General features: G+C 72.2%; 17 protein-coding genes and 2 pseudogenes. 15 read left to right on the forward strand and 4 right to left on the reverse strand.

Features of this window, described 5'->3' with window-relative positions; translation table 11 throughout:
- Nucleotides 1-122 precede the first annotated feature (122 nt).
- A complete protein-coding gene (locus L6E12_RS21755; RefSeq protein WP_236229772.1) occupies nucleotides 123-1,391 on the forward strand; it encodes an acyltransferase in 1,269 nt (422 codons plus the stop codon).
- Here the strand turns inward: L6E12_RS21755 and L6E12_RS21760 are convergent.
- A pseudogene (locus tag L6E12_RS21760) lies at nucleotides 1,364-2,197 on the reverse strand (maleylpyruvate isomerase N-terminal domain-containing protein); the annotation flags it as partial. The gene L6E12_RS21755 and the pseudogene L6E12_RS21760 overlap by 28 nt on opposite strands.
- A 110-nt stretch (nucleotides 2,198-2,307) precedes the next feature.
- Here L6E12_RS21760 and uvrA point away from each other — a divergent pair.
- From uvrA to L6E12_RS21775, 3 genes are all read left to right on the forward strand, one after another.
- The gene (uvrA, locus tag L6E12_RS21765) at nucleotides 2,308-5,157 is read left to right on the forward strand and encodes an excinuclease ABC subunit UvrA (RefSeq protein WP_236229773.1); all 2,850 of its coding nucleotides are present in this window, start codon (nucleotides 2,308-2,310) and stop codon (nucleotides 5,155-5,157) included.
- 185 nt (nucleotides 5,158-5,342) lie between these two features.
- Entirely contained in the window at nucleotides 5,343-5,546 is a 204-nt protein-coding gene (locus L6E12_RS21770; protein ID WP_236229774.1) for a hypothetical protein, read from the forward strand.
- The gene (locus L6E12_RS21775; protein ID WP_236229775.1) at nucleotides 5,536-7,368 is read left to right on the forward strand and encodes a YcaO-like family protein; all 1,833 of its coding nucleotides are present in this window, start codon (nucleotides 5,536-5,538) and stop codon (nucleotides 7,366-7,368) included. Before L6E12_RS21770 ends, L6E12_RS21775 begins: the two co-directional genes overlap by 11 nt.
- A 46-nt stretch (nucleotides 7,369-7,414) precedes the next feature.
- On the opposite strand, the gene L6E12_RS21780 is transcribed toward L6E12_RS21775, so the two are convergent.
- The gene (locus L6E12_RS21780; RefSeq protein ID WP_236229776.1) at nucleotides 7,415-9,202 is read right to left on the reverse strand and encodes a fatty acyl-AMP ligase; all 1,788 of its coding nucleotides are present in this window, start codon (nucleotides 9,200-9,202) and stop codon (nucleotides 7,415-7,417) included.
- Between the two features lie 393 nt (nucleotides 9,203-9,595).
- On the opposite strand from L6E12_RS21780, the gene L6E12_RS21785 reads away from it, so the two are divergent.
- From L6E12_RS21785 to L6E12_RS21805, 5 genes are all read left to right on the forward strand, one after another.
- The gene (locus L6E12_RS21785) at nucleotides 9,596-10,042 is read left to right on the forward strand and encodes a YbaB/EbfC family nucleoid-associated protein (RefSeq protein ID WP_236229777.1); all 447 of its coding nucleotides are present in this window, start codon (nucleotides 9,596-9,598) and stop codon (nucleotides 10,040-10,042) included.
- A complete protein-coding gene (locus tag L6E12_RS21790; protein ID WP_236229778.1) occupies nucleotides 10,039-10,440 on the forward strand; it encodes a hypothetical protein in 402 nt (133 codons plus the stop codon). The genes L6E12_RS21785 and L6E12_RS21790 overlap by 4 nt, the downstream gene beginning before the upstream one ends.
- A gap of 132 nt (nucleotides 10,441-10,572) precedes the next feature.
- The gene (locus tag L6E12_RS21795) at nucleotides 10,573-10,938 is read left to right on the forward strand and encodes a hypothetical protein (protein ID WP_236229779.1); all 366 of its coding nucleotides are present in this window, start codon (nucleotides 10,573-10,575) and stop codon (nucleotides 10,936-10,938) included.
- A 1-nt stretch (nucleotide 10,939) separates the two neighbouring features.
- Nucleotides 10,940-11,479 (forward strand): hypothetical protein, encoded by a 540-nt coding sequence (locus tag L6E12_RS21800; RefSeq protein WP_236229780.1) that lies wholly within the window; start codon nucleotides 10,940-10,942, stop codon nucleotides 11,477-11,479.
- Between the two features lie 67 nt (nucleotides 11,480-11,546).
- On the forward strand, nucleotides 11,547-12,167 hold the full coding sequence (locus L6E12_RS21805) for an L-threonylcarbamoyladenylate synthase (protein ID WP_035285113.1): 621 nt from the start codon (nucleotides 11,547-11,549) through the stop codon (nucleotides 12,165-12,167).
- Between the two features lie 97 nt (nucleotides 12,168-12,264).
- Here the strand turns inward: L6E12_RS21805 and L6E12_RS21810 are convergent, their stop codons facing one another.
- Nucleotides 12,265-13,641, reverse strand: a complete 1,377-nt coding sequence (locus L6E12_RS21810) for a cation:dicarboxylate symporter family transporter (RefSeq protein WP_236229781.1) — start codon at nucleotides 13,639-13,641, stop codon at nucleotides 12,265-12,267.
- Between the two features lie 150 nt (nucleotides 13,642-13,791).
- Here L6E12_RS21810 and L6E12_RS21815 point away from each other — a divergent pair, with 150 nt between their 5' ends.
- The gene (locus L6E12_RS21815) at nucleotides 13,792-15,456 is read left to right on the forward strand and encodes a sensor histidine kinase (protein WP_236229782.1); all 1,665 of its coding nucleotides are present in this window, start codon (nucleotides 13,792-13,794) and stop codon (nucleotides 15,454-15,456) included.
- Nucleotides 15,453-16,127 (forward strand): response regulator, encoded by a 675-nt coding sequence (locus tag L6E12_RS21820; protein WP_236229783.1) that lies wholly within the window; start codon nucleotides 15,453-15,455, stop codon nucleotides 16,125-16,127. The genes L6E12_RS21815 and L6E12_RS21820 overlap by 4 nt, the downstream gene beginning before the upstream one ends.
- Here the strand turns inward: L6E12_RS21820 and L6E12_RS21825 are convergent.
- The gene (locus L6E12_RS21825) at nucleotides 16,108-16,467 is read right to left on the reverse strand and encodes a DUF1844 domain-containing protein (RefSeq protein WP_236229784.1); all 360 of its coding nucleotides are present in this window, start codon (nucleotides 16,465-16,467) and stop codon (nucleotides 16,108-16,110) included. The two genes, L6E12_RS21820 and L6E12_RS21825, sit on opposite strands and share 20 nt — an antisense overlap.
- Nucleotides 16,468-16,741: 274 nt before the next feature.
- Here L6E12_RS21825 and infC point away from each other — a divergent pair.
- The 4 genes and pseudogenes from infC to L6E12_RS21845 all read left to right on the forward strand — a co-directional run.
- Nucleotides 16,742-17,305: pseudogene (gene infC / locus L6E12_RS21830) on the forward strand (translation initiation factor IF-3); the annotation flags it as partial.
- 230 nt (nucleotides 17,306-17,535) lie between these two features.
- Nucleotides 17,536-17,730, forward strand: coding sequence for a 50S ribosomal protein L35 (gene rpmI, locus L6E12_RS21835; protein ID WP_035285120.1), 195 nt, complete (start codon nucleotides 17,536-17,538; stop codon nucleotides 17,728-17,730).
- Between the two features lie 65 nt (nucleotides 17,731-17,795).
- Nucleotides 17,796-18,173, forward strand: coding sequence for a 50S ribosomal protein L20 (gene rplT / locus L6E12_RS21840; protein WP_035285123.1), 378 nt, complete (start codon nucleotides 17,796-17,798; stop codon nucleotides 18,171-18,173).
- A complete protein-coding gene (locus tag L6E12_RS21845) occupies nucleotides 18,170-18,997 on the forward strand; it encodes an RNA methyltransferase (protein WP_236229857.1) in 828 nt (275 codons plus the stop codon). Before rplT ends, L6E12_RS21845 begins: the two co-directional genes overlap by 4 nt.

An 18,997-nucleotide genomic window follows, 5' to 3' on the forward strand; every position in this document is an offset into this window, starting at 1 on the left:
GACCGACGCTAGCGCACAGTCGGGCCGGGTACCCGTTTCAGATCCGTGTATCCGGGGAACGTACCCTGTTACCGACGCGTGACCTGCTAACCAAGCCCCCGTCGCCGAGCACCTGTGAGCACGTGGACACCACTGAGACAGCGAACCAGAAGCGGTCCCCGCGCAAGATCAGCTGGGACGTGATCCGGGTGCTGGCCGTCTACTCGGTCGTCATCCAGCACATCACGCACCAGTCGCCGATCAACCACGCCGAACTGGGCCCCTACCCGTTTGTGCTCCCGCTGCAATTCGGCGCGAGCACCCTGCTGGTGATCTCCGCGTACTTCGTCTGCGTGACCGTGCGGCGCGGCAACACCGGCACCTGGCTGTGGAACCGGCTGGCCCGGCTGCTGCCCGCGTACCTGGTGGCGGTCGTGCTGACCTACGCCGTGTCCCGGGCGGTCGCGCCGCTGTTCGGCTGGTACCTGCCCACCCCGACCGACCTGCTGGCGAACCTGTTCCTGGTGCAGGCGTGGTCCCCGCGGTTCCACTGGGTCGACGCCTCCTACTGGACGCTGCCGGTGCAGGTGATGGCCTTCTTCGTGGCGGCGCTGCTGTGGCCGCGCGGCTGGGGGCGCGGCGCGAAGCTTCCGGTGCTGCTGTGGACCCTGGTGGTGGCCCCGCTGGTGATCCGGTTCCTGTGGCGCGGCGACGGTGCCCAGCAGTGGGTCATCTCGGCGTTCGACGGCCTCGCGCTGCACCGGGTGGCGCTCTTCGGCGTCGGCACGGCGATCTGGCTGTGGACCAGGGGCCGGTTCTCCGGCACGCACCTGGCCCTCTACCTGCTGGCCGCGCTGGTCGCCCAGGACGCGCACGCCTACTTCGCCGACACCCCGTCGACGATCGCCTTCGGCGTCATCCTGCTCGGCATCGTGGCCGCCGCGGGCGGGCCGGACTGGGACCTGCCGGTGCTGCGCTCGCTCGCCGGGCCGATCCGCTGGCTCGGCGGCATCTCCTTCGGCGTCTACCTGGTGCACCAGGAACTGGGCTTCGTGCTCGCCCGGTTCCTGCTCGACGCCGGGGTCGGCGCCTGGGGCAGGCTGGTCCTGTGCACCGCGATGGCCGTGGTGGCCGGTTGGGCGATGACCCGGCTGGTCGAGGCGCCCGCGCACCGCTGGCTGACGACGGTCTGGCCGCGGCGCTGGGCCGCGGCCAAGGCCACCGCGCTGGCGGCGGCCGAGGCGCTGCGCGAACTGCCCCAGGTGCCTCAGCCCCAGGCGGCGGGTTCCGGCGGCTCCCCGCTGATGCCGGACGCGTCGCCCCTGGTCAGCCAGGCCAGTACCGCGGTGCCCGAACCGCGCAGCTCCTCGGACCCCGGGGCCGCCGCGATGGCCAGCTCCCAGCGGCGCTGAACCCCGCTCGCCAGCTCGGCCACCAGCACCACCGGTTCGCCGTCCGACCGCGCCAGGTGCGGGCGGACGGCGTGGTCGAGCAGCCGCTCCAGCGCCGCGTCCGGCACGTCGGCGTACCCCACGCCCACGTCCAGGTCGACCAGGTGGTTCCACGCCTCGAACAGGGCCATCTCCACGACCTGCTCCGCAGGGAACGCGCGGCCGGTGTAGTGCGCGACCGTGGCCGACCACTGGTCGTCGGCCAGGCCCTCGACCGCGACGTGGAAGCGGTCGCACGCGGCGCCGAGGTCCTCGCGGATGACCTGCCCGAGCCGGTCGGCGCCCGCCTCGATGTCGGCGTCGCGGTCGGCCCGGCTGGGGTAGGCGGGGTGCTCGATGCCGGTCCTGGCCCAGGTGAGCAGGTTCACCAGGGCGTCGGCGCTGCGCGCGAGGTGGCTCACCAGGTGCGCCCTGCTCCACCCCGGCAGCAGGCTCGGCGCCCGGAACGCGTCCTCGTCGAGCCCGGCGACCCGCTCGCGCAGCACCGCCCAGGCCTGCCGGAGCAGCTCGTGCGCCGACGCGGCGCGCTCGGCCGCCGTCGGGTGGTCGGGCGTACGCTGGTCCGGCGGACCGCCCCGGTCCACCGCTGAACCGGCCGACGTGCTCGCTGCGCTCATCCAGACCCCCGGCTGCCAGTCGTGCGGACGCGGCGCCGCGCCCGTCACCACCACCAGGGTAGGCGCCGTTGTGTTACCGGCGGGTAGACCCGGGGTGGAATGCGGGCCGGGAAGCGGTCGGCGAGAATTGTCGGTGCCCCGTCCTAGCATGACCGCCTGCCACCGAAGTGGGTGCCACCCGCACTCCCGCGCGCCCTCGACCAGGGTCCGCACGCCACCCACCGGCAGCTCGACCAGCAGTTTCTACCGAAGGGACCTCAGTGGCCGACCGCCTCGTCGTTCGCGGCGCCCGGGAGCACAACCTGCGCGGCGTGGACATCGACCTGCCCCGCGACAGCCTCATCGTCTTCACCGGGCTGTCCGGCTCCGGCAAGTCGAGCCTGGCCTTCGATACCATCTTCGCCGAGGGGCAGCGGCGCTACGTCGAATCGCTGTCGGCCTACGCCAGGCAGTTCCTCGGCCAGATGGACAAGCCGGACGTCGACTTCATCGAGGGCCTCTCGCCCGCGGTGTCGATCGACCAGAAGTCGACCAGCCGCAACCCGCGGTCCACGGTCGGCACCATCACCGAGGTCTACGACTACCTGCGGCTGCTCTACGCCCGCGCGGGCAAGCCGCACTGCCCGACCTGCGGTGAGGCGATCAGCAAGCAGACCCCGCAGCAGATCGTCGACCAGGTGCTGGCGATGGAGGGCGGCCTGCGCTTCCAGGTGCTCGCGCCGGTCATCCGCAGCCGCAAGGGCGAGTACGTCGACCTGTTCTCCTCGTTGCAGGCGCAGGGCTACTCCCGCGCCCTGGTCGACGGCGTCGCGCACTCGCTGGCCGACCCGCCGAAGCTGAAGAAGCAGGAGAAGCACGACATCGCCGTCATCGTCGACCGGTTGGCGGTGAAGTCGAGCTCCAAGCAGCGCCTCACCGACTCGGTGGAGACCGCGCTGCGCCTGGCCGACGGCCTGGTGGAGCTGGACTTCGTCGACCTCGACGAGAAGGACCCGGGCCGCCGCCGCGGCTTCTCCGAGAACCTGGCCTGCCCGAACGGGCACCCGCTGGGCCTGGAGGACCTCGAACCGAGGTCGTTCTCCTTCAACTCCCCCTACGGCGCCTGCACCGTGTGCACGGGCCTGGGCATCCGCAAGGAGGTCGACCCGGAGCTGGTCGTCCCCGACGACGAGCTGTCGCTGCTCGACGGCGCGATCGCCCCGTGGGCGGGCGGGCAGACCGCGGAGTACTTCACCCGGCTGCTCACCTCGCTGTCGGAGGCCCTCGGGTTCCGGATGGACACCCCGTGGCGGCGGCTGCCCGCGAAGGTGCAGAAGGCGGTGCTGCACGGCGTCGACGAGCAGGTCCACATCCGCTACAAGAACCGCTACGGCCGCCAGCGCTCGTACTACGCCGCGTTCGAGGGCGTGATCCCGTTCCTGGAGCGCCGCCAGGAGCAGACCGACTCCGAGTCGCAGCGGGAGAAGTACGAGGGCTACATGCGGGAGGTGCCCTGCCCGGCCTGCCAGGGCACCCGGCTCAAGCCGGAGATCCTGGCGGTCACCCTCCAACACGCCCAGGGCGACCGGTCCATCGCCGAGGTGTCGGCCATGTCGATCGGGGAGTGCTCGGCGTTCCTCGACGCGCTGACCCTGGGCAAGCGCGAGTCGATGATTGCGGGCGCGGTGCTCAAGGAGATCCAGGCCCGGCTGCGGTTCCTGCTCGACGTCGGCCTGGACTACCTGTCCCTCGACCGCGCCTCCGGCACCCTGTCCGGCGGCGAGGCGCAGCGCATCCGGCTGGCCACCCAGATCGGCTCCGGTCTCGTCGGCGTGCTCTACGTCCTCGACGAGCCGTCGATCGGCCTGCACCAGCGCGACAACCACCGGCTCATCGAGACCCTGACCCGGCTGCGCGACCTGGGCAACACGCTGATCGTCGTCGAGCACGACGAGGACACCATCCGCACCTCGGACTGGATCGTCGACATCGGACCGGGCGCGGGCGAGCACGGCGGCAAGGTCGTGCACAGCGGCACCTTCAAGAACCTGCTGCGCAACAAGGAGTCGCTCACCGGCGCGTACCTGGCGGGCCGCAGCAAGATCGACGTGCCGGAGATCCGCAGGCCGGTCGACAAGAAGCGGCAGTTGACCGTCGTCGGCGCCCGCGAGCACAACCTGCGCGGCATCGACGTGTCGTTCCCGCTGGGCTGCCTGGTGTCGGTCACCGGCGTCTCCGGCTCCGGCAAGTCGACCCTGGTCAACGACATCCTGGCCACCGTCCTGGCGAACAAGCTCAACGGCGCCCGCCAGGTGCCCGGGCGGCACACCCGGATCAACGGCCTGCAACACCTGGACAAGCTCGTGCAGGTCGACCAGTCCCCGATCGGGCGCACGCCGCGGTCCAACGCCGCCACCTACACCGGCGTGTTCGACCACATGCGCAAGCTGTTCGCCTCCACCACCGAGGCGAAGGTGCGCGGCTACCAGCCGGGCCGCTTCTCCTTCAACGTCAAGGGCGGGCGCTGCGAGGCGTGCGCGGGCGACGGCACCATCAAGATCGAGATGAACTTCCTGCCCGACGTCTACGTGCCCTGCGAGGTCTGCAAGGGCGCCCGCTACAACCGCGAGACGCTGGAGGTGCACTACAAGGGCAAGACCATCGCCGAGGTGCTGGACATGCCCATCGAGGAGGCGGCGGAGTTCTTCGAGCCGATCAAGTCCATCCACCGCCACCTGCAGACCCTGGTCGACGTCGGCCTTGGCTACGTCCGCCTCGGCCAGCCCGCCCCGACGCTGTCCGGCGGTGAGGCGCAGCGGGTGAAGCTCGCCAGCGAGCTGCAGAAGCGCTCCACCGGCCGCACGGTCTACATCCTCGACGAGCCCACCACAGGCCTGCACTTCGAGGACATCCGCAAGCTGCTGGGCGTGATCAACGGCCTGGTCGACAAGGGCAACTCGGTGATCGTGATCGAGCACAACCTCGACGTCATCAAGACCTCCGACTGGATCGTCGACATGGGTCCCGAGGGTGGTTCCGGCGGCGGGACGGTCGTCGCCGAGGGCACACCGGAGGACGTGGTGCAGGTCGCGGAGAGCTACACCGGGCAGTTCCTGGGCAAGGTCCTCTGAGCGATCGGGCCGCGCACCGTGCCCGTTCCCGCCCGAACGGGCACGGTGCGCACCCGTACGCCGTCCCCGGCTCACAGCCGGTGATGGTTGCCCGCGGGATCTGGACATGTGTATCCCGGTGTCCGATGCTTGCTCCTACCTCGTAGACGCGGTCACCCGACCCCGTCACCCGCGAGGAGGTCACCATGCCCGACATCCGGGAACTCGAAGCGCGGGTCCTCCCGCACGCGCGGCTCACCGCCGCCAGGCTGGCGCTGCTCGGCGACGACGACGAGCGACTGTCCACCTGCGAGGTCCTCCGGGGGATCACCGACTCCGCCGACTTCCGGTTGGTGTCCGACCGAACCCGGGGCCGGGCCGGGAGCAAGGGGACGGTGCGTGCGCGCTGAGGGAGTCCTGGACCAGGAGGCCGCCGTGGACGAGACCGTCCCCGGCACCCGCGCGCTGCTGCTGCGCAGGCTGCGCGCCGAGTTCGGCGACCGGGTCGTGCTGGACCGGGCCGCCCCGGTCCCGCCCGCGGCCCGGCTGGCGGTGGCCGTCGGCGGTGACGTCCAGGTCGACGTCGAATTCCCGCGGTGGGCGCGGGCCAACCGGTTGCGCGCGCTGACCGTGGAACTCGACGGCGGCACCGCGCTGGTGGGCCCACTGGCCGTCCCCGGCCGCCCCGGTGGCCCCTGCTGCGCCCGGGCCCGCAGGCTCGCCGCCGCCGCGGCCACCCGGGACCGCTCGGGGCGCGCGCTCCCGGCGCCGCTGGGCACGGTGCCCGACCGGGTCGTGTGCCTGGTCGCCGCCCTGCTCGACGGCGCCACCGACCTCGTCGACCACCTGGCCGAACTGGTCGACGGCGCCGACCCGCTGTGGCACCGGGTGATCCCCCTCCCGGCCTGCGGCGTCTGCGGCGGCGCCGACGGCATCGGCACCGTCGGCCTCCCCCCGGGCGACGACCCGGCGGAACTGCTGGAGGCGCTGGCGGGCTGGGTCGACCCGCTGACCGGCGTCATCCCGTGGCTGTCCCTGCGCCGCCCCCTGGGCCCCGGCCCCGGCCTGCCGTTCGTGGCGACAGCCGCCCCACCGCACCTGCTCGACGCCGACGGCACCCCCCGGGCCACGCCCGCGGGTTGGGGCAACGGCCCCACCCGCCGCGCCGCCCTGGTCTCCGCCGTCGGCGAGGCCGTCGAGCGCTACTCGGCCTCCCTGCCCGACCCGGACCGGCTGGTGTGGGCCCGCCCGGCCGACCTGGACGGGGAAGTGCTCGACCCGCGCGAGTTCCCGCTCTACGAACCGGAGCAGTACGCCACCCCCGGCTTCGGCCACGTCCCGTTCGACCGCCGCGTCGACCACCCGTGGGTGCGCGGCACCTGGCTCACCACCGGCGCCCCGGTGTGGGTGCCCGCCGTCTTCGCCTACCTGGCGCTGACCGTCCTCCCGGAACACCTCATCTGCCAGGGCACCTCCAACGGCCTGGCCGCGGGCACCGACGCCGACTCCGCCGCCACCCGGGCCACCCTGGAACTGGTCGAGCGCGACGCGATGATGGCCGCCTGGCTCACCGGCGCCCGGGGCCGCTTCGTCGACCTGGACGACACCCTCGACCCGGACCTGCGCGCCACCCTCGACGCGCTGCAGGGCATGGGCCCCTCGGTGGAGGTCTACCTGCTGCCCACCTCCACCTACGGCACCACGGCGGTCGCCATCGCCATCGGCGACGGCCGCCGCTGGCCCGGGGTCAGCCTCGGCCTGGGCACCGACCGCAGCCCCCGCACCGCCATCCGCCACGCCGTCCTCGAACTCGCCCAGACCGCCCCCCACCTCGCCCGCGTCCTGCGCGAGGGCCACCACCCGGTCCCCGGCCGCCCCAGGGGTGTCCGCGAGGTGCTCGACCACGCCGCCTACTACTTCCCGGTCGAGCGCATCGCCGCCTTCGACCGCCTCCGCTGCGGCGGCACCACGACCCTCGAAGCCCTCCCCGAACCCGCCGCCCCCACCACCCGCGACGACCTCGCCACCACCCTGGCGAACAAGGACATCCGGGTGGCCCTGGTCGACGTCACCAGCGCCGACGTGGCCACCGGCCCGTTCCGGGTGGTCCGCGCGGTGAGCCCCGACCTGCAACCCATCAGCTACGGCCACGGCAACGACCGCTCGCTGGTGGCCAGGCTCAGGCACGCCCGCGTCCCACTGCCCCGCAGGCTCATCCACCCGGTCTGGTGAGGACCGGCGGCGGTGGGCGGGGAGCACACCGCCGCCGGTCGTCGCCTCAGCTCCCCGCGCGCAGCGTCCCCTCGGCGTAGCGGGTGCGGCAGGCGGAGCGCTGGATCTTGCCGCTGGAGGTGCGCGGCACCTCACCCGGCCCCAGGATCACCACGTCGTGGATCGCCAGGGCGTGCGCCGCGGAGACCGCGGCCTTGACCGCGGCGGCCACCTCGGCGTGGTCGAGGTCTTCGGCGGTGACCTGCTTGGCCCGCTCGGCGACCACGACGGCCAGTTCGCCGGTCTCACCGGGGACGGAGAACGCGCCCACGGTGTGGCGGCGGATGGCCGGGTGGGCGTGCTCGGCGGTGTACTCGATGTCCTGGGGGTAGTGGTTGGTGCCGTCGACGATGATCAGGTCCTTGATGCGCCCGGCGATGAACAGGTCGCCGTCGAGCAGGACCCCGAGGTCGCCGGTGCGCAGCCAGCCCGCCCGACCCCAGCCGGGGTCGACCACGGTGCCGTCGGCGTCGGTCAGGGTGGCCTCGAAGACCTCGTGCGAGTCGTCCTTGCCCCAGTAACCCAGACCGACGTTGGGGCCACTGGACCAGATCTCGCCGACGTGCCCCTCGGGCAGGGCGACCCCGGTGGCCGGGTCGGCGATGCGGACGAGCTGCCCGCCCGCCCCCTGCCCGGCCGAGACCAGCGTGGTGCCCTGCTCGGCGTGGACCGCGCGCCCCGCGGCCAGGCTGACCCGGTCGAGGGTGACCTCGCGCGGCGCGCGCCCCGCGGGGGAGACGGCGACCATGACGACGGCCTCGGCCAGGCCGTAGGTGTGCCGGTGCACGCGCCGGTCCAGCCCGTTGTCGGCGAAGGTGGCGTAGAAGGTGTCCAGCGTCTTGGACATCACCGGCTCGGACCCGTCCCCTAGGGACACGACGTGGTCGAGGCGCAGCCCGGCGCGCTCCTCAGCGGTCATCCGCGAGGCGACGTAGCCGTAGGCGAAGTTCGGGGCCGCCGAGACCACCGGCCCCTCCACCCCGGCGATCTCCTCCAACCAGCGCTGCGGGCGGAGCACGAAGGAGATCGGGTCCATCAGCAGCGCGGTGAACCCACCGAGCACCGGCGTGGCGAGCCCGACGACCAGCCCCATGTCGTGGAACAGCGGCAGCCAGCACACCGAGGTCGTCTCGCCCTGCTCGCACTCGTAGGCCTCGTAGCCCTGGGCGGCGTTGGCCACCACGTTGCCGTGGGTGATCACCACCCCGGCCGGGGTCCGGGTCGAACCGGACGTGTACTGGAGATATGCCACGTCCTCGGACCGCAGGTCCACCGGCTCGGCGCCTGCCCCGGTCCCGCTCGTCGCCACCACGTCCACCGAGCCCAGCTCCGGCCCCGCCAGCTCCCGCTCACGCAGGAACGACTCCACGGCCGCCGCGTGCGCACTGGTGGTCAGCACCAGCTCAGGGGCGCAGTCGGCCAGCACCGCGGCCAGCCGGTCGGTGTGACCGGGCAGCGGGTTCGGCTCGAACAGCGGCACCGCCACCAGCCCCGCCCGCAACACCCCCAGGAAGGCCACCACGTAGTCGGTTCCCTGCTCCACCAGCACGGCCGCCCGCGCGCCCCGGGCAGCCCGCTTCTGGCACCACGCCGCCACCGCGTCCACCCGGGCGTCCAGCTCCCGCCAGGTCAGCTCGGTGACCTCCCCGTCGGGGTCGGCCCGGTGGTCCACGAAGGCCACCGCCCGCTTGTCCCCCTGCGTACGAGCCCACCTGGCCAGAGCGGCGGGCAGCGACACGTCCCCGCCGTCGACCGAGTCCGGTGTCCGCCGCAGCCGCCCGTGGGTCGAAGTCATCGTGGTGCCTCCATCAATCGGTTTCGCGTCGGACACCCGTGCCGCCCGCCGGGATCCGCGCAGCTCCTGGTGCTGGTGGGTCCGGAAAGGCGTGTCGGGTGAGCAGAAGTCGGTCGTGCTCAGGGCGTCCGCGCGGTCGACCCTAACCGCGCAGGACGCGGAGTCGCCATAGGACACCGCCTCGGTCACACCGGGCCACAGCACCGTCGCCCTCCGGGGCGGGTTTCGGGTTGCAGGCAGGTTCCGGATCCCCGTGGAGCGCAGGACCTGCTCGTCCACGTGAACCGGCACGGCGAACACGAGGAAGTTGCCGGTTTCTCCGATTCCCCCTGGGAACGGCGGTTGGCCTATACCTCCACGCCGAACGAATCGCGTGTTCAGGGGGATGCGTCAGTGACGTCAGGTGAACGTGTTCGGGATCCGCACGAGTGGTTGGCCGAGCAGGACCGGCGCACCGCGGCCATGCTGGCCGAGGCGCAGGACGCGCAGGTGCGGCTGGCGGAGAACACCGCCGCGGTGACCAGCTCGGACCGGGTGGTCTCGATCACCGTCAACCCCGGCGGGGGGATGACGGCGCTGTCGTTGTCGCCGGACGCGGACCGGATGGGGCACCGGCAACTTGCGGTGTTGATCATGACCGCCTACAACCAGGCCGCGCGGCAGGCGGCCACCCGGACCATGGAGATCATGGCTGACCCGGTCGGCCGGGAGTCCGAAGCCCTCGACCTCGTTCGCCGGGCCATGCCCGTCGAGCCGGAACCCGGAGGCGGGGCAGGCGGGCACCCGGGAACGGAGAACGACGACGACGGCGGTTTCCGCGGGTTCGGCGGCCGGAGGTGACGGCACCGGGGTACGAAATCGGAGATCCGACTTCCCTGGCCGCGCACGCGGGCAAAGTCGTGGGTGTCGCCGACGGGATCCGCGAGGCCGGTGCGGCGGGCAGCCAGGTCGGACTCGGCGGTGTCGCCGCCTACGGCCTGCTGTGCTCACCCCTGGTGATCCCGGCGTTGCAGGCCTTCCAGGGAGATGCCGACGAGCTGTTGCGCAGCGCGGCCGATCTGGCGTCCGCGCTGTCCGAGGGGATCAGCAGGAACATCACCGACTACGACGACCTCGAACGTCGACGGCCATGCCCCTCACCGAGAGCTGGGGTGGCGACGCGGCGGCCGGGTACCGCGGCTACATCGCGGCCCTCGGGCAGATCGCCGGACAGGCGGGGGACGCCGCCGAGGGGGTGAAGATCGCGGATGTCGTGGTGGGGACCGAGCGGGCGATCGTCTTCGACCTGATCGCGACGTTCATCAGCGATGTGATCACCCGGGCCCTACTCGCCCTCGTGGTTCACCTTCGGCGCGTCCGTGGGTATCTTCGTGGCCAGTGTCGTAGCCGACGCGGCCCAACTGGCCGCCAAGCTCCAGAAGCGGCTCGGCAAGCTGCTGCAGACGATCCAGCAGTTCGTGTCCAAGTACCGCGTCCTCGGCGACAAGTCGGCTGACGCGGCGAAGGCCCTGGGTCGGAAGTCGACCGAACTGGGCAGGGAAGCCAACAGGGCGATCAGGGAAACCGCGGGCACCCTCGACGCGTTGGCCCCGCAGTCGGGAAAGCTCAAGTCGTACGCGGACCGTGTCGAGCGGAATGCCGAGTCGGGCCTCGGTCGAGCCCTCGACCACACCGGTACGAAAGTCGCCAAAGAAGGCGCGAAGTCCATCAACGATGCCCTGAACCCGGACGAGTGACGTGGGAGTCGAACGCCGGACGCGCATCGGACCGGCCATCGCAGTGGGCGTCCTCGGCGTGTTCGCCGCCATCTGGGTCACCCTTGCCGTGCAGCACCGGATGGGCCTGACCACGAACCCGTTGCGGATCGACCGCACCGGGACCGCGGAAGTCTCTTCGTGTTCGAAGAGCGCACTCGACCTCTGGTTGACCACGAGCTGTCAGGCGCGGGTGCGGTGGGAAGGCAGCCAAGAGGCGGTCGTGAAGCGGCTGGAGTCGGTGCGGGACGTCAGCGGGACCACGGTTGAGGTCCACCTGCGCAACGACAAGCGCAGCCGAGGCAGCCCGGCCACGCGGGTCACCACCGCGGACTTCCCGTTCCGCCAGGACGCGGCGCTGGTGTTCGTGCTGCTGATGGGCATTCCCGCTGTCGGTCTCGGTCTCGGGTTCCTGATCGGGGACCGCCTGGCCCGACTCCTGCCCGAGCCGCCGCCGGAGAAGCTCGTCCTGCGCCCCATGCGCCGCTCCGGCCGAAAACCCGGGCGCCCCCGCAAGCGCTGAGGGCGGTGGTGCTCCACGGCCGCACCCCAGATGTGCGCACCGGGCCGGGGAGCGGCACACTCCACCCATGGCGAAGTACTTCGACATCCACCCCGACAACCCGCAGCGCCGAGCGATCGGCCAGGTCGTGGACCTGCTGAACCAGGGTGGACTCATCGCCTACCCCACCGACTCCTGCTACGCCCTCGGCTGTGCGCTGGGCAACCGGGACGCCATCGAGCGGATCCGGCAGATCCGCAAGTTGGACGAGAACCACCACTTCACCCTGATGTGCCGGGACTTCGCCCAGCTCGGGCAGTTCGTGCACGTCGGCAACGCCGTGTTCCGCGCCGTGAAGGCCGCCACGCCGGGGAGCTACACCTTCATCCTGCCCGCCACCAAGGAGGTGCCGCGGCGGTTGATGCACCCGAAGAAGAAGACCGTGGGGGCGCGGATTCCCGACCACGTGGTGACGCAGGCGATCCTGGCCGAGCTGGGGGAGCCGTTGCTGTCGACCACGCTGCTCATCCCCGGTGAGGCGGAGCCGATGGTGCAGGGGTGGGAGATCAAGGAGGAGCTCGACCACGTCGTCGACGCGGTGATCGACTCGGGGGAGTGCGGGACGGTGCCGACCACCGTGATCGATTTTTCCGACGACGTCGCCGAGGTCGTCCGGGTGGGGGCTGGGGATGTGAGCCGGTTCGAGTAGGCCGCGCACGGGTGCGGTTGTCGGGCTGGACGACCGAACCGCCCGGGTCCGGGGGCATCGGACTCGGGCGGTTCGTTCGGTCCAACGACCGCGGCGGCTACTGCGATGCGGTGACCTTCTCGGGGGTCGGGTCCCGGTGGTCGGGTGCGTCGGCGGCGGGGCCGTGGCCGTCGTCGGTCATGGTGGTCTCGTCGAAGGGGGACTGGCCGGTCAGGACGCGGTTGGCCTGCTCGTGGTCGAACTCCTTGGTCCAGGTGCCCAGCAGGACCGTGGCGACGGCGTTGCCCGCGAAGTTGGTCAGCGCCCGCGCCTCGGACATGAAGCGGTCGATGCCGACGATCAGGCCCACGCCGTCGACCAGGTCGGGGCGGTGGGACTGCAGGCCGCCCGCGAGGGTGGCCAGGCCCGCGCCGGTGACGCCCGCGGCGCCCTTGGAGGCGATGATCATGAAGACCATCAGCGAGATCTGCTCGCCGACCGACAGCGGGGCTCCGGTCGCGTTGGCCACGAACAGGGTGGCCATCGTCAGGTAGATGGCGGTGCCGTCGAGGTTGAACGAGTAGCCCGTCGGCACGGTGATGCCCACGACCGGCTTGCTGACGCCCAGGTGCTCCATCTTGGCGATCAGCCGCGGCAGCGCCACCTCCGAGGACGACGTGGACAGGATCAGCAGGAACTCCCGGCCCAGGTAGGCCAGCAGCTTGAACAGGTTGATCCGGGTCACCAGCCACAGCAGGCCGCCGAGGACGACCGTCACGAACAGCAGGCAGGTCAGGTAGAAGCCGAGCATGATGACCGCGAGGCTCTTGAGCGCCGTCAACCCGGTCTCGCCGACCACCGCCGCCATCGCGCCGAACGCGCCGACCGGGGCCACCCACATGATCATCGACAGGATCTTGAAGACCAGCTTCTGGATGTGCCCGATGCCGCGCAGCACCGGCTCCCCGGTGCGCCCCATGACCTGCAGCGCGAAGCCCACCAGCAGCGCCACCAGCAGGGTTTGCAGCACCTCGCCCTCGGTGAACGCCGAGACCAGCGTGGTCGGGATGATGCCCAGCAGGAACTGGGTGGTGCTCGCCGCCTCGCCGACCTGGGCCTCGCCCTTGGCCGCGACCGCCTCGGTGAGTTGCAGGCCGTCGCCGGGGTGCAGGAAGTTGCCGACGACCAGGCCGATGGCCAGCGCCACCGTCGACATCGCCAGGAAGTAGACCAGCGCCAGCCCGCCCACCTTGCCGACGGCCTTGGCCTTGGCCACCGAGCCGACGCCGAGCACGATCGTGCAGAAGATGATCGGGCTGATCATCATCTTGATCAGGTTGACGAACCCGGTGCCCACCGGCTTGAGCGCCTTGCCGAGGTCCGGGAAGAGGAAGCCGACGGCGATGCCGAGCACGACGGCGACGATCACGGCGATGTACAGGTAGTGCGTCTTGTCCCGGCGCTGCGGCGGTGACGCGCTGGTGGTGGTCGACACGGGTGCCTCCTGGGGAGTCGGGCCGCGGCGGGCGGCCCGGGGGATCGGGCCGAGAGTCCCCTGCTTTGTGGTCCAGGTCACCATTGTGTTCATTGCGTTCACGGGTCGCCGACGTTTCGCCCCGCCCGGGGGCGGTGGATGCTGTCGGGCATGAGCGGGCGCAAGCAGTGGAGCCTGGCCCGGCAGTTGCTGGTGCTCCAGGTGGTGATCGTCGGGGTGCTGGTCGCCGGGGGCGCGGCGCTGGCCTGGGCGGACGTGGCCGACCGGGCCCGCGAGTCCAGCGCGACCACCGTGGTGGCCCTGGCCAGGGCCGTCGCCGACGCGCCGTCGGTGGCGCAGGCCGTGCGCTCACCCGACCCGACCGCGGTGTTGCAGCCCTACGCGCAGGCGGTGCTGGCCGACACCGACGTCGACTTCGTGACCATCATGGGCACCGACGGCGTCCGCTTCACCCACCCCAACCCCGCCGAGATCGGCAAGCGGTTCCTCGGCAACACCGGTGAGGCGCTCGCGGGCCGTGCCTTCACCGAGACCTACACCGGCACCCTCGGCCCGTCGGTCCGCGCGGTGGTGCCGGTGTTCGACGCCGACCGCCGGGTGATCGCCCTGGTCAGCGCCGGGATCACGCTGGAGGCGATCAGCGCCCAGGTGGCGGGCCGGGTGCTGCCACTGCTCGGTGTCGCCGCGGTGGGGTTGCTCGCGGGCGCCGTCGGCACCTACCTGGTGAGCAGGCGGCTGCGCAGGCAGACCGGGGGACTGGCCCCCGCCCGGCTCGGCCAGGTGATCGAGTACCACGAGGCGATCCTGCACTCGGTCCGCGAGGGCCTGGTCCTCGTCGGCCCGGACCACCGGGTGACCCTGTGCAACGACGGCGTGCGCGCCCTGCTCGACCTGCCCGCCGACGCCGAGGGCAGGCGGGTCGACGAGCTGGGCCTGCCGGACGCGCTGACCGCCCGGCTGCTGGCGGCCACCGAGATGCGCGACGAGCTGCACCTGACCGACACCCGGGTGCTGGTGGTCAACTCCTCCGCCGTGCGCTTCTCCGGCCGCGACCTGGGCAGCGTGGTGACCATCCGCGACCGCACCGACCTGCAGGCCCTGACCGGGGAGCTGGACTCCGTGCGCGGCTTCGCCGAGTCGCTGCGCTCGCAGGCGCACGAGGCGGCGAACCGGCTGCACACGGTGGTGTCGCTGGTCGAACTCGGCCGCGGCGCCGAGGCCGTCGAGTTCGCCACCGGCGAGCTGGCCATCGCCCAGCGGCTGACCGACCGGGTGGTGGCCGCGGTCGCCGAGCCGGTGCTGGCCGCGCTGCTGCTGGGCAAGGCCGCCGAGGCCAGCGAGCGCGGCGTCGAGCTGGTCGTCTCCCCGGACACCGAGATCGCCGACAGCGCCCTCGGCGCCGGGACCGACGAGCCGCCCACCCCGCGCGACCTGGTGACCATCCTGGGCAACCTGATCGACAACGCCGTCGACGCCGCCGTGGAGGGCGCCGCCGCGGCCAGGCCCACCGTGCACGTCTCCGCCCGCACCACCCCGGACGAGTTGGTGCTCCGCGTCGCCGACTCCGGGCCGGGCCTGCCGGACGTGCCCAGCGCCTTCCGCCGCGGCTACTCCACCAAGGCGGGCGCGGACGGCCGCGGCCTCGGCCTGGCGCTGGTCGGGCAGGCGGTGCGGCGGGCGGGCGGGACGATCGAGGTCGGCCGGGCCGGTGGGTTGGGTGAGGCGGACGGGGTGGGTGGGATCGATGAGGTGGGCGAGGTGGGCCGCGGTGGTGCGGTGTTCACCGTGCGGCTGCCGCTGCGGGGGCGCTCGTGATCGACGTGCTGGTGGTGGAGGACAACCCGGTCGCGGCCGACGCGCACCGCCTCTACGTCGACCGGGTGCCCGGCTTCCGCGTGGTCGGGGTGACCCACTCCGGCCGGGACGCGCTGCGCGCGCTGGAGTCCACCGCGATCGACCTGGTGCTGCTGGACCTGTACCTGCCCGACGCGCACGGCCTCGACGTGGTGCGGGCCATGCGCGGCGTGGGGCACCCGGCGGACGTGATCACCGTGACCTCCGCCCGCGACCTGACCGTGGTGCGGACCGCGGTGTCGCTGGGCGTGGTGCAGTACCTGCTCAAGCCGTTCACCTTCGCCACCCTGCGCGACAAGCTGACCGCCTACGCCCGCTTCCGGGCCCAGGACGGCGAAGCCGCGGGCCAGGCCGAGGTGGACGGGGTGTTCGGGTCGCTGCGCGGCTCGGAGAACCTGACCCTGCCCAAGGGCATGAGCGGCGAGACGCTGGACGCGGTCCTGGCCGCCCTGCGCGCCGCCCCCGAGGGCCTCTCCGCCGCCGCGGCGGCGGAGAGGGTCGGGGCGTCGCGGGTCACCGCCCGCCGCTACCTGGAGTACCTGGCGGACAACGCGCTGGCCGTGCGCAAGCCGCAGTACGGGGCGGTCGGGCGGCCGGAGGTCTGGTACCGGCTCAGTACACCGGCCCGGTGAACTTCTCGCCCGGCCCCTGACCGGGGGCGTCGGGGAACGCCGAGCCCTCGCGGAAGGCCTTCTGGAGCCCCTGCAGGCCGTCGCGGATCGGGGCGGCGTGCGGGCCGAGGTACTCGGCGGAGGCGGTGACCAGCCCGGCCAGGGCGGTGATCAGCCGCCGGGCCTCGTCGAGGTCGCGGTGCGGGCTGGTGTCCGGGTCGGCGTCGGCCAGCCCGAGCCGCTCCGCGGCGGCCGACATCAGCATCAGCGCCGATCGGCTGATGACCTCGACGCTGGGAATGTCGGCCAGCTCGCGGGCGTTGGACTGGGTGTCACCGGGGGTGGCAGATGCTTCGCTCACGGTCTGCTACCCTTGCACGTGCGACCAGCCCCCGTTTGCGCGGGGGCGGCAAAGTGGAGCCCCCGCTCCCACCCGAGCCACCGAACCAGGAGGCCGGGTCCGGTTGCCACGATCCTTCGCGGGGTCATGGTGTACCCGACTGCTCTCGACGTCGGGGATCGGTAGGAAGCGGGCCCCACGCCGGACACGGCGGCGGGGCCCATCGCTGTTGTAGGGGACCTCACGCGCCGCGCACGGGCCGACCCACCAGGGTCGGCACGCAGTACGACCAGGCATTTTCGACCGAGGAGGCCCCATCAGCACGGAGACACGCATCAACGACCGCATCCGGGTGCCGGAGGTCCGACTCGTCGGGCCGAACGGCGAGCAGGTCGGCATCGTCCGCATCGAGGACGCGCTGCGCCTGGCCCTGGAAGCGGATCTTGATCTCGTCGAGGTCGCTCCCCAGGCCCGCCCGCCCGTCTGCAAGCTCATGGACTTCGGGAAGTTCAAGTACGAGAGCGCGCAGAAGGCCCGCGAGTCCCGGCGCAACCAGGTGCTCACCGTCATCAAGGAGCAGAAGCTCCGGCCGAAGATCGACTCCCACGACTACGAGACCAAGAAGCGCAACGTCGTGCGCTTCCTCGAGCACGGGAACAAGGTCAAGGTCACCATCATGTTCCGCGGTCGCGAGCAGTCCCGCCCCGAGCTGGGGTTCCGGCTGCTGCAGCGCCTCGCCGAGGACGTGGAGGAGCTGGGCTTCGTGGAGTCGTCCGCCAAGCAGGACGGCCGCAACATGATCATGGTGTTGGCACCGCACAAGAACCTGAAGCCCAAGCCGAAGGTGACCTCGGACTCCGATGAGCCCAGCGGGGGTTCTCCAGAGAACACAGCCCCGGAGAGCACAACCCCGGAGAACGCCGCCCCGGAGAGCACCACTGCGGAGAGCACGACTGCGGAGGGCACGACCGCGGAGAACAACACCGCGGAGTGACCGGACCGGGGTTCCCCAGTCGAACCACACCACGCCTGCCGCCCCGGCGAAGCACCACCCGTCCGGGGCGGCTCGATGACGAGGATCTGAACACCATGCCGAAGATGAAGACCCACTCCGGGACCTCCAAGCGCATCCGGGTCACCGGGAAGGGCAAGCTTCGCCGCCAGCAGGCGGGCCTCCGCCACAAGCTGGAGAAGAAGCCGACGACGCTGACCCGCAGGCTCTCCGGCACCGCCGAGGTCGCCAAGCCGGACGTCGCCCGCCTGAAGCGCCTGCTCGGCCGCTGAGGCACCCCTCCCCCTACTGACCACCAGGGCCGCACCATGGCCCACTAGATCGACAGGACGGACCCGTGGCACGCGTCAAGCGGGCAGTGAACGCCCAAAAGAAGCGCCGCACGACCCTCGAGCTCGCCAGCGGCTACCGCGGCCAGCGCTCGCGGCTCTACCGCAAGGCCAAGGAGCAGGTGCTCCACTCGCTCAACTACGCCTACCGGGACCGCCGCGCCCGCAAGGGTGACTTCCGCAAGCTGTGGATCCAGCGGATCAACGCAGCCGCGCGCCAGAACGGCATGAGCTACAACCGCTTCATCGAGGGCCTGCGGGTCGGCGGTGTCGAGGTCGACCGCAAGATCCTCGCCGAGCTCGCGGTGAGCGACCCGACCGCGTTCACCGCGCTGGTCGAACTGGCCCGCGCCAACGCGGGCACCCAGGGCAAGGCCGCTTCCTGAGCACGCGCTTCCCGCGACCCGGGGCTGATCCGTTCACCGAGCGGACGCCCCGGGTCGCTGCCGCTCGTGCCCTGACCAGGCGGGCGGGCCGGGAGAAGGCGGGCCGCTTCCTGGCCGAGGGCGCCCAGGCCGTGCGCGAGGCGCTGGCCTACGGGACCGTCCACGAGGTCTTCGCCACCGAGGCCGGGGCCGCCCGCAACACCGAGATCCTGCAGCGCGCCGACGAACTGCGCCTGCCGATCTCCCTGGTGACCGACAAGGCCGCGTCCGGCCTGTCGGAGACGATCACCCCGCAGGGCATCCTCGCCGTCTGCGACCTGCTCGACACCCCCGTGGCCGACGCCCTCTCCGGCGACCCCGTGCTGGTCGCCGTGCTGGTGGGCGTCGCCGACCCGGGCAACGCCGGGACGGTGACCCGGGTGGCCGACGCCGCCGGGGCCAACGCCGTGCTGTTCGCCGGGGACACCGTCGACCCGCACAACGGCAAGTGCGTCCGGGCGTCCACCGGCAGCGTGTTCCACCTCCCGCTGGCGCGCTCGCGCGACACCGCCGACGTGTTCGCCCGCTGCCGGGCCGCCGGTCTGCGCCTGGTCGCCGCCGACGGCCACGCCGAGGTGGACCTCGACGACTCGATCGACACCGGCGCCCTGCGCGCCCCCACGGCGTGGGTGTTCGGCAGCGAGGCCCACGGCCTGCCGGACGAGATCCTGTCCGCTGTGGACGACGTGGTGAAGGTGCCGCTGTACGGCGCCGCGGAGAGCCTCAACCTCGGCACCGCCGCCGCGGTGTGCCTCTACGCCTCCGCCCGCGCCCAGCGCCACTGA

It is taken from the genome of Actinokineospora sp. PR83 (assembly GCF_021056305.1).
Lineage (GTDB): Bacteria > Actinomycetota > Actinomycetes > Mycobacteriales > Pseudonocardiaceae > Actinokineospora > Actinokineospora spheciospongiae.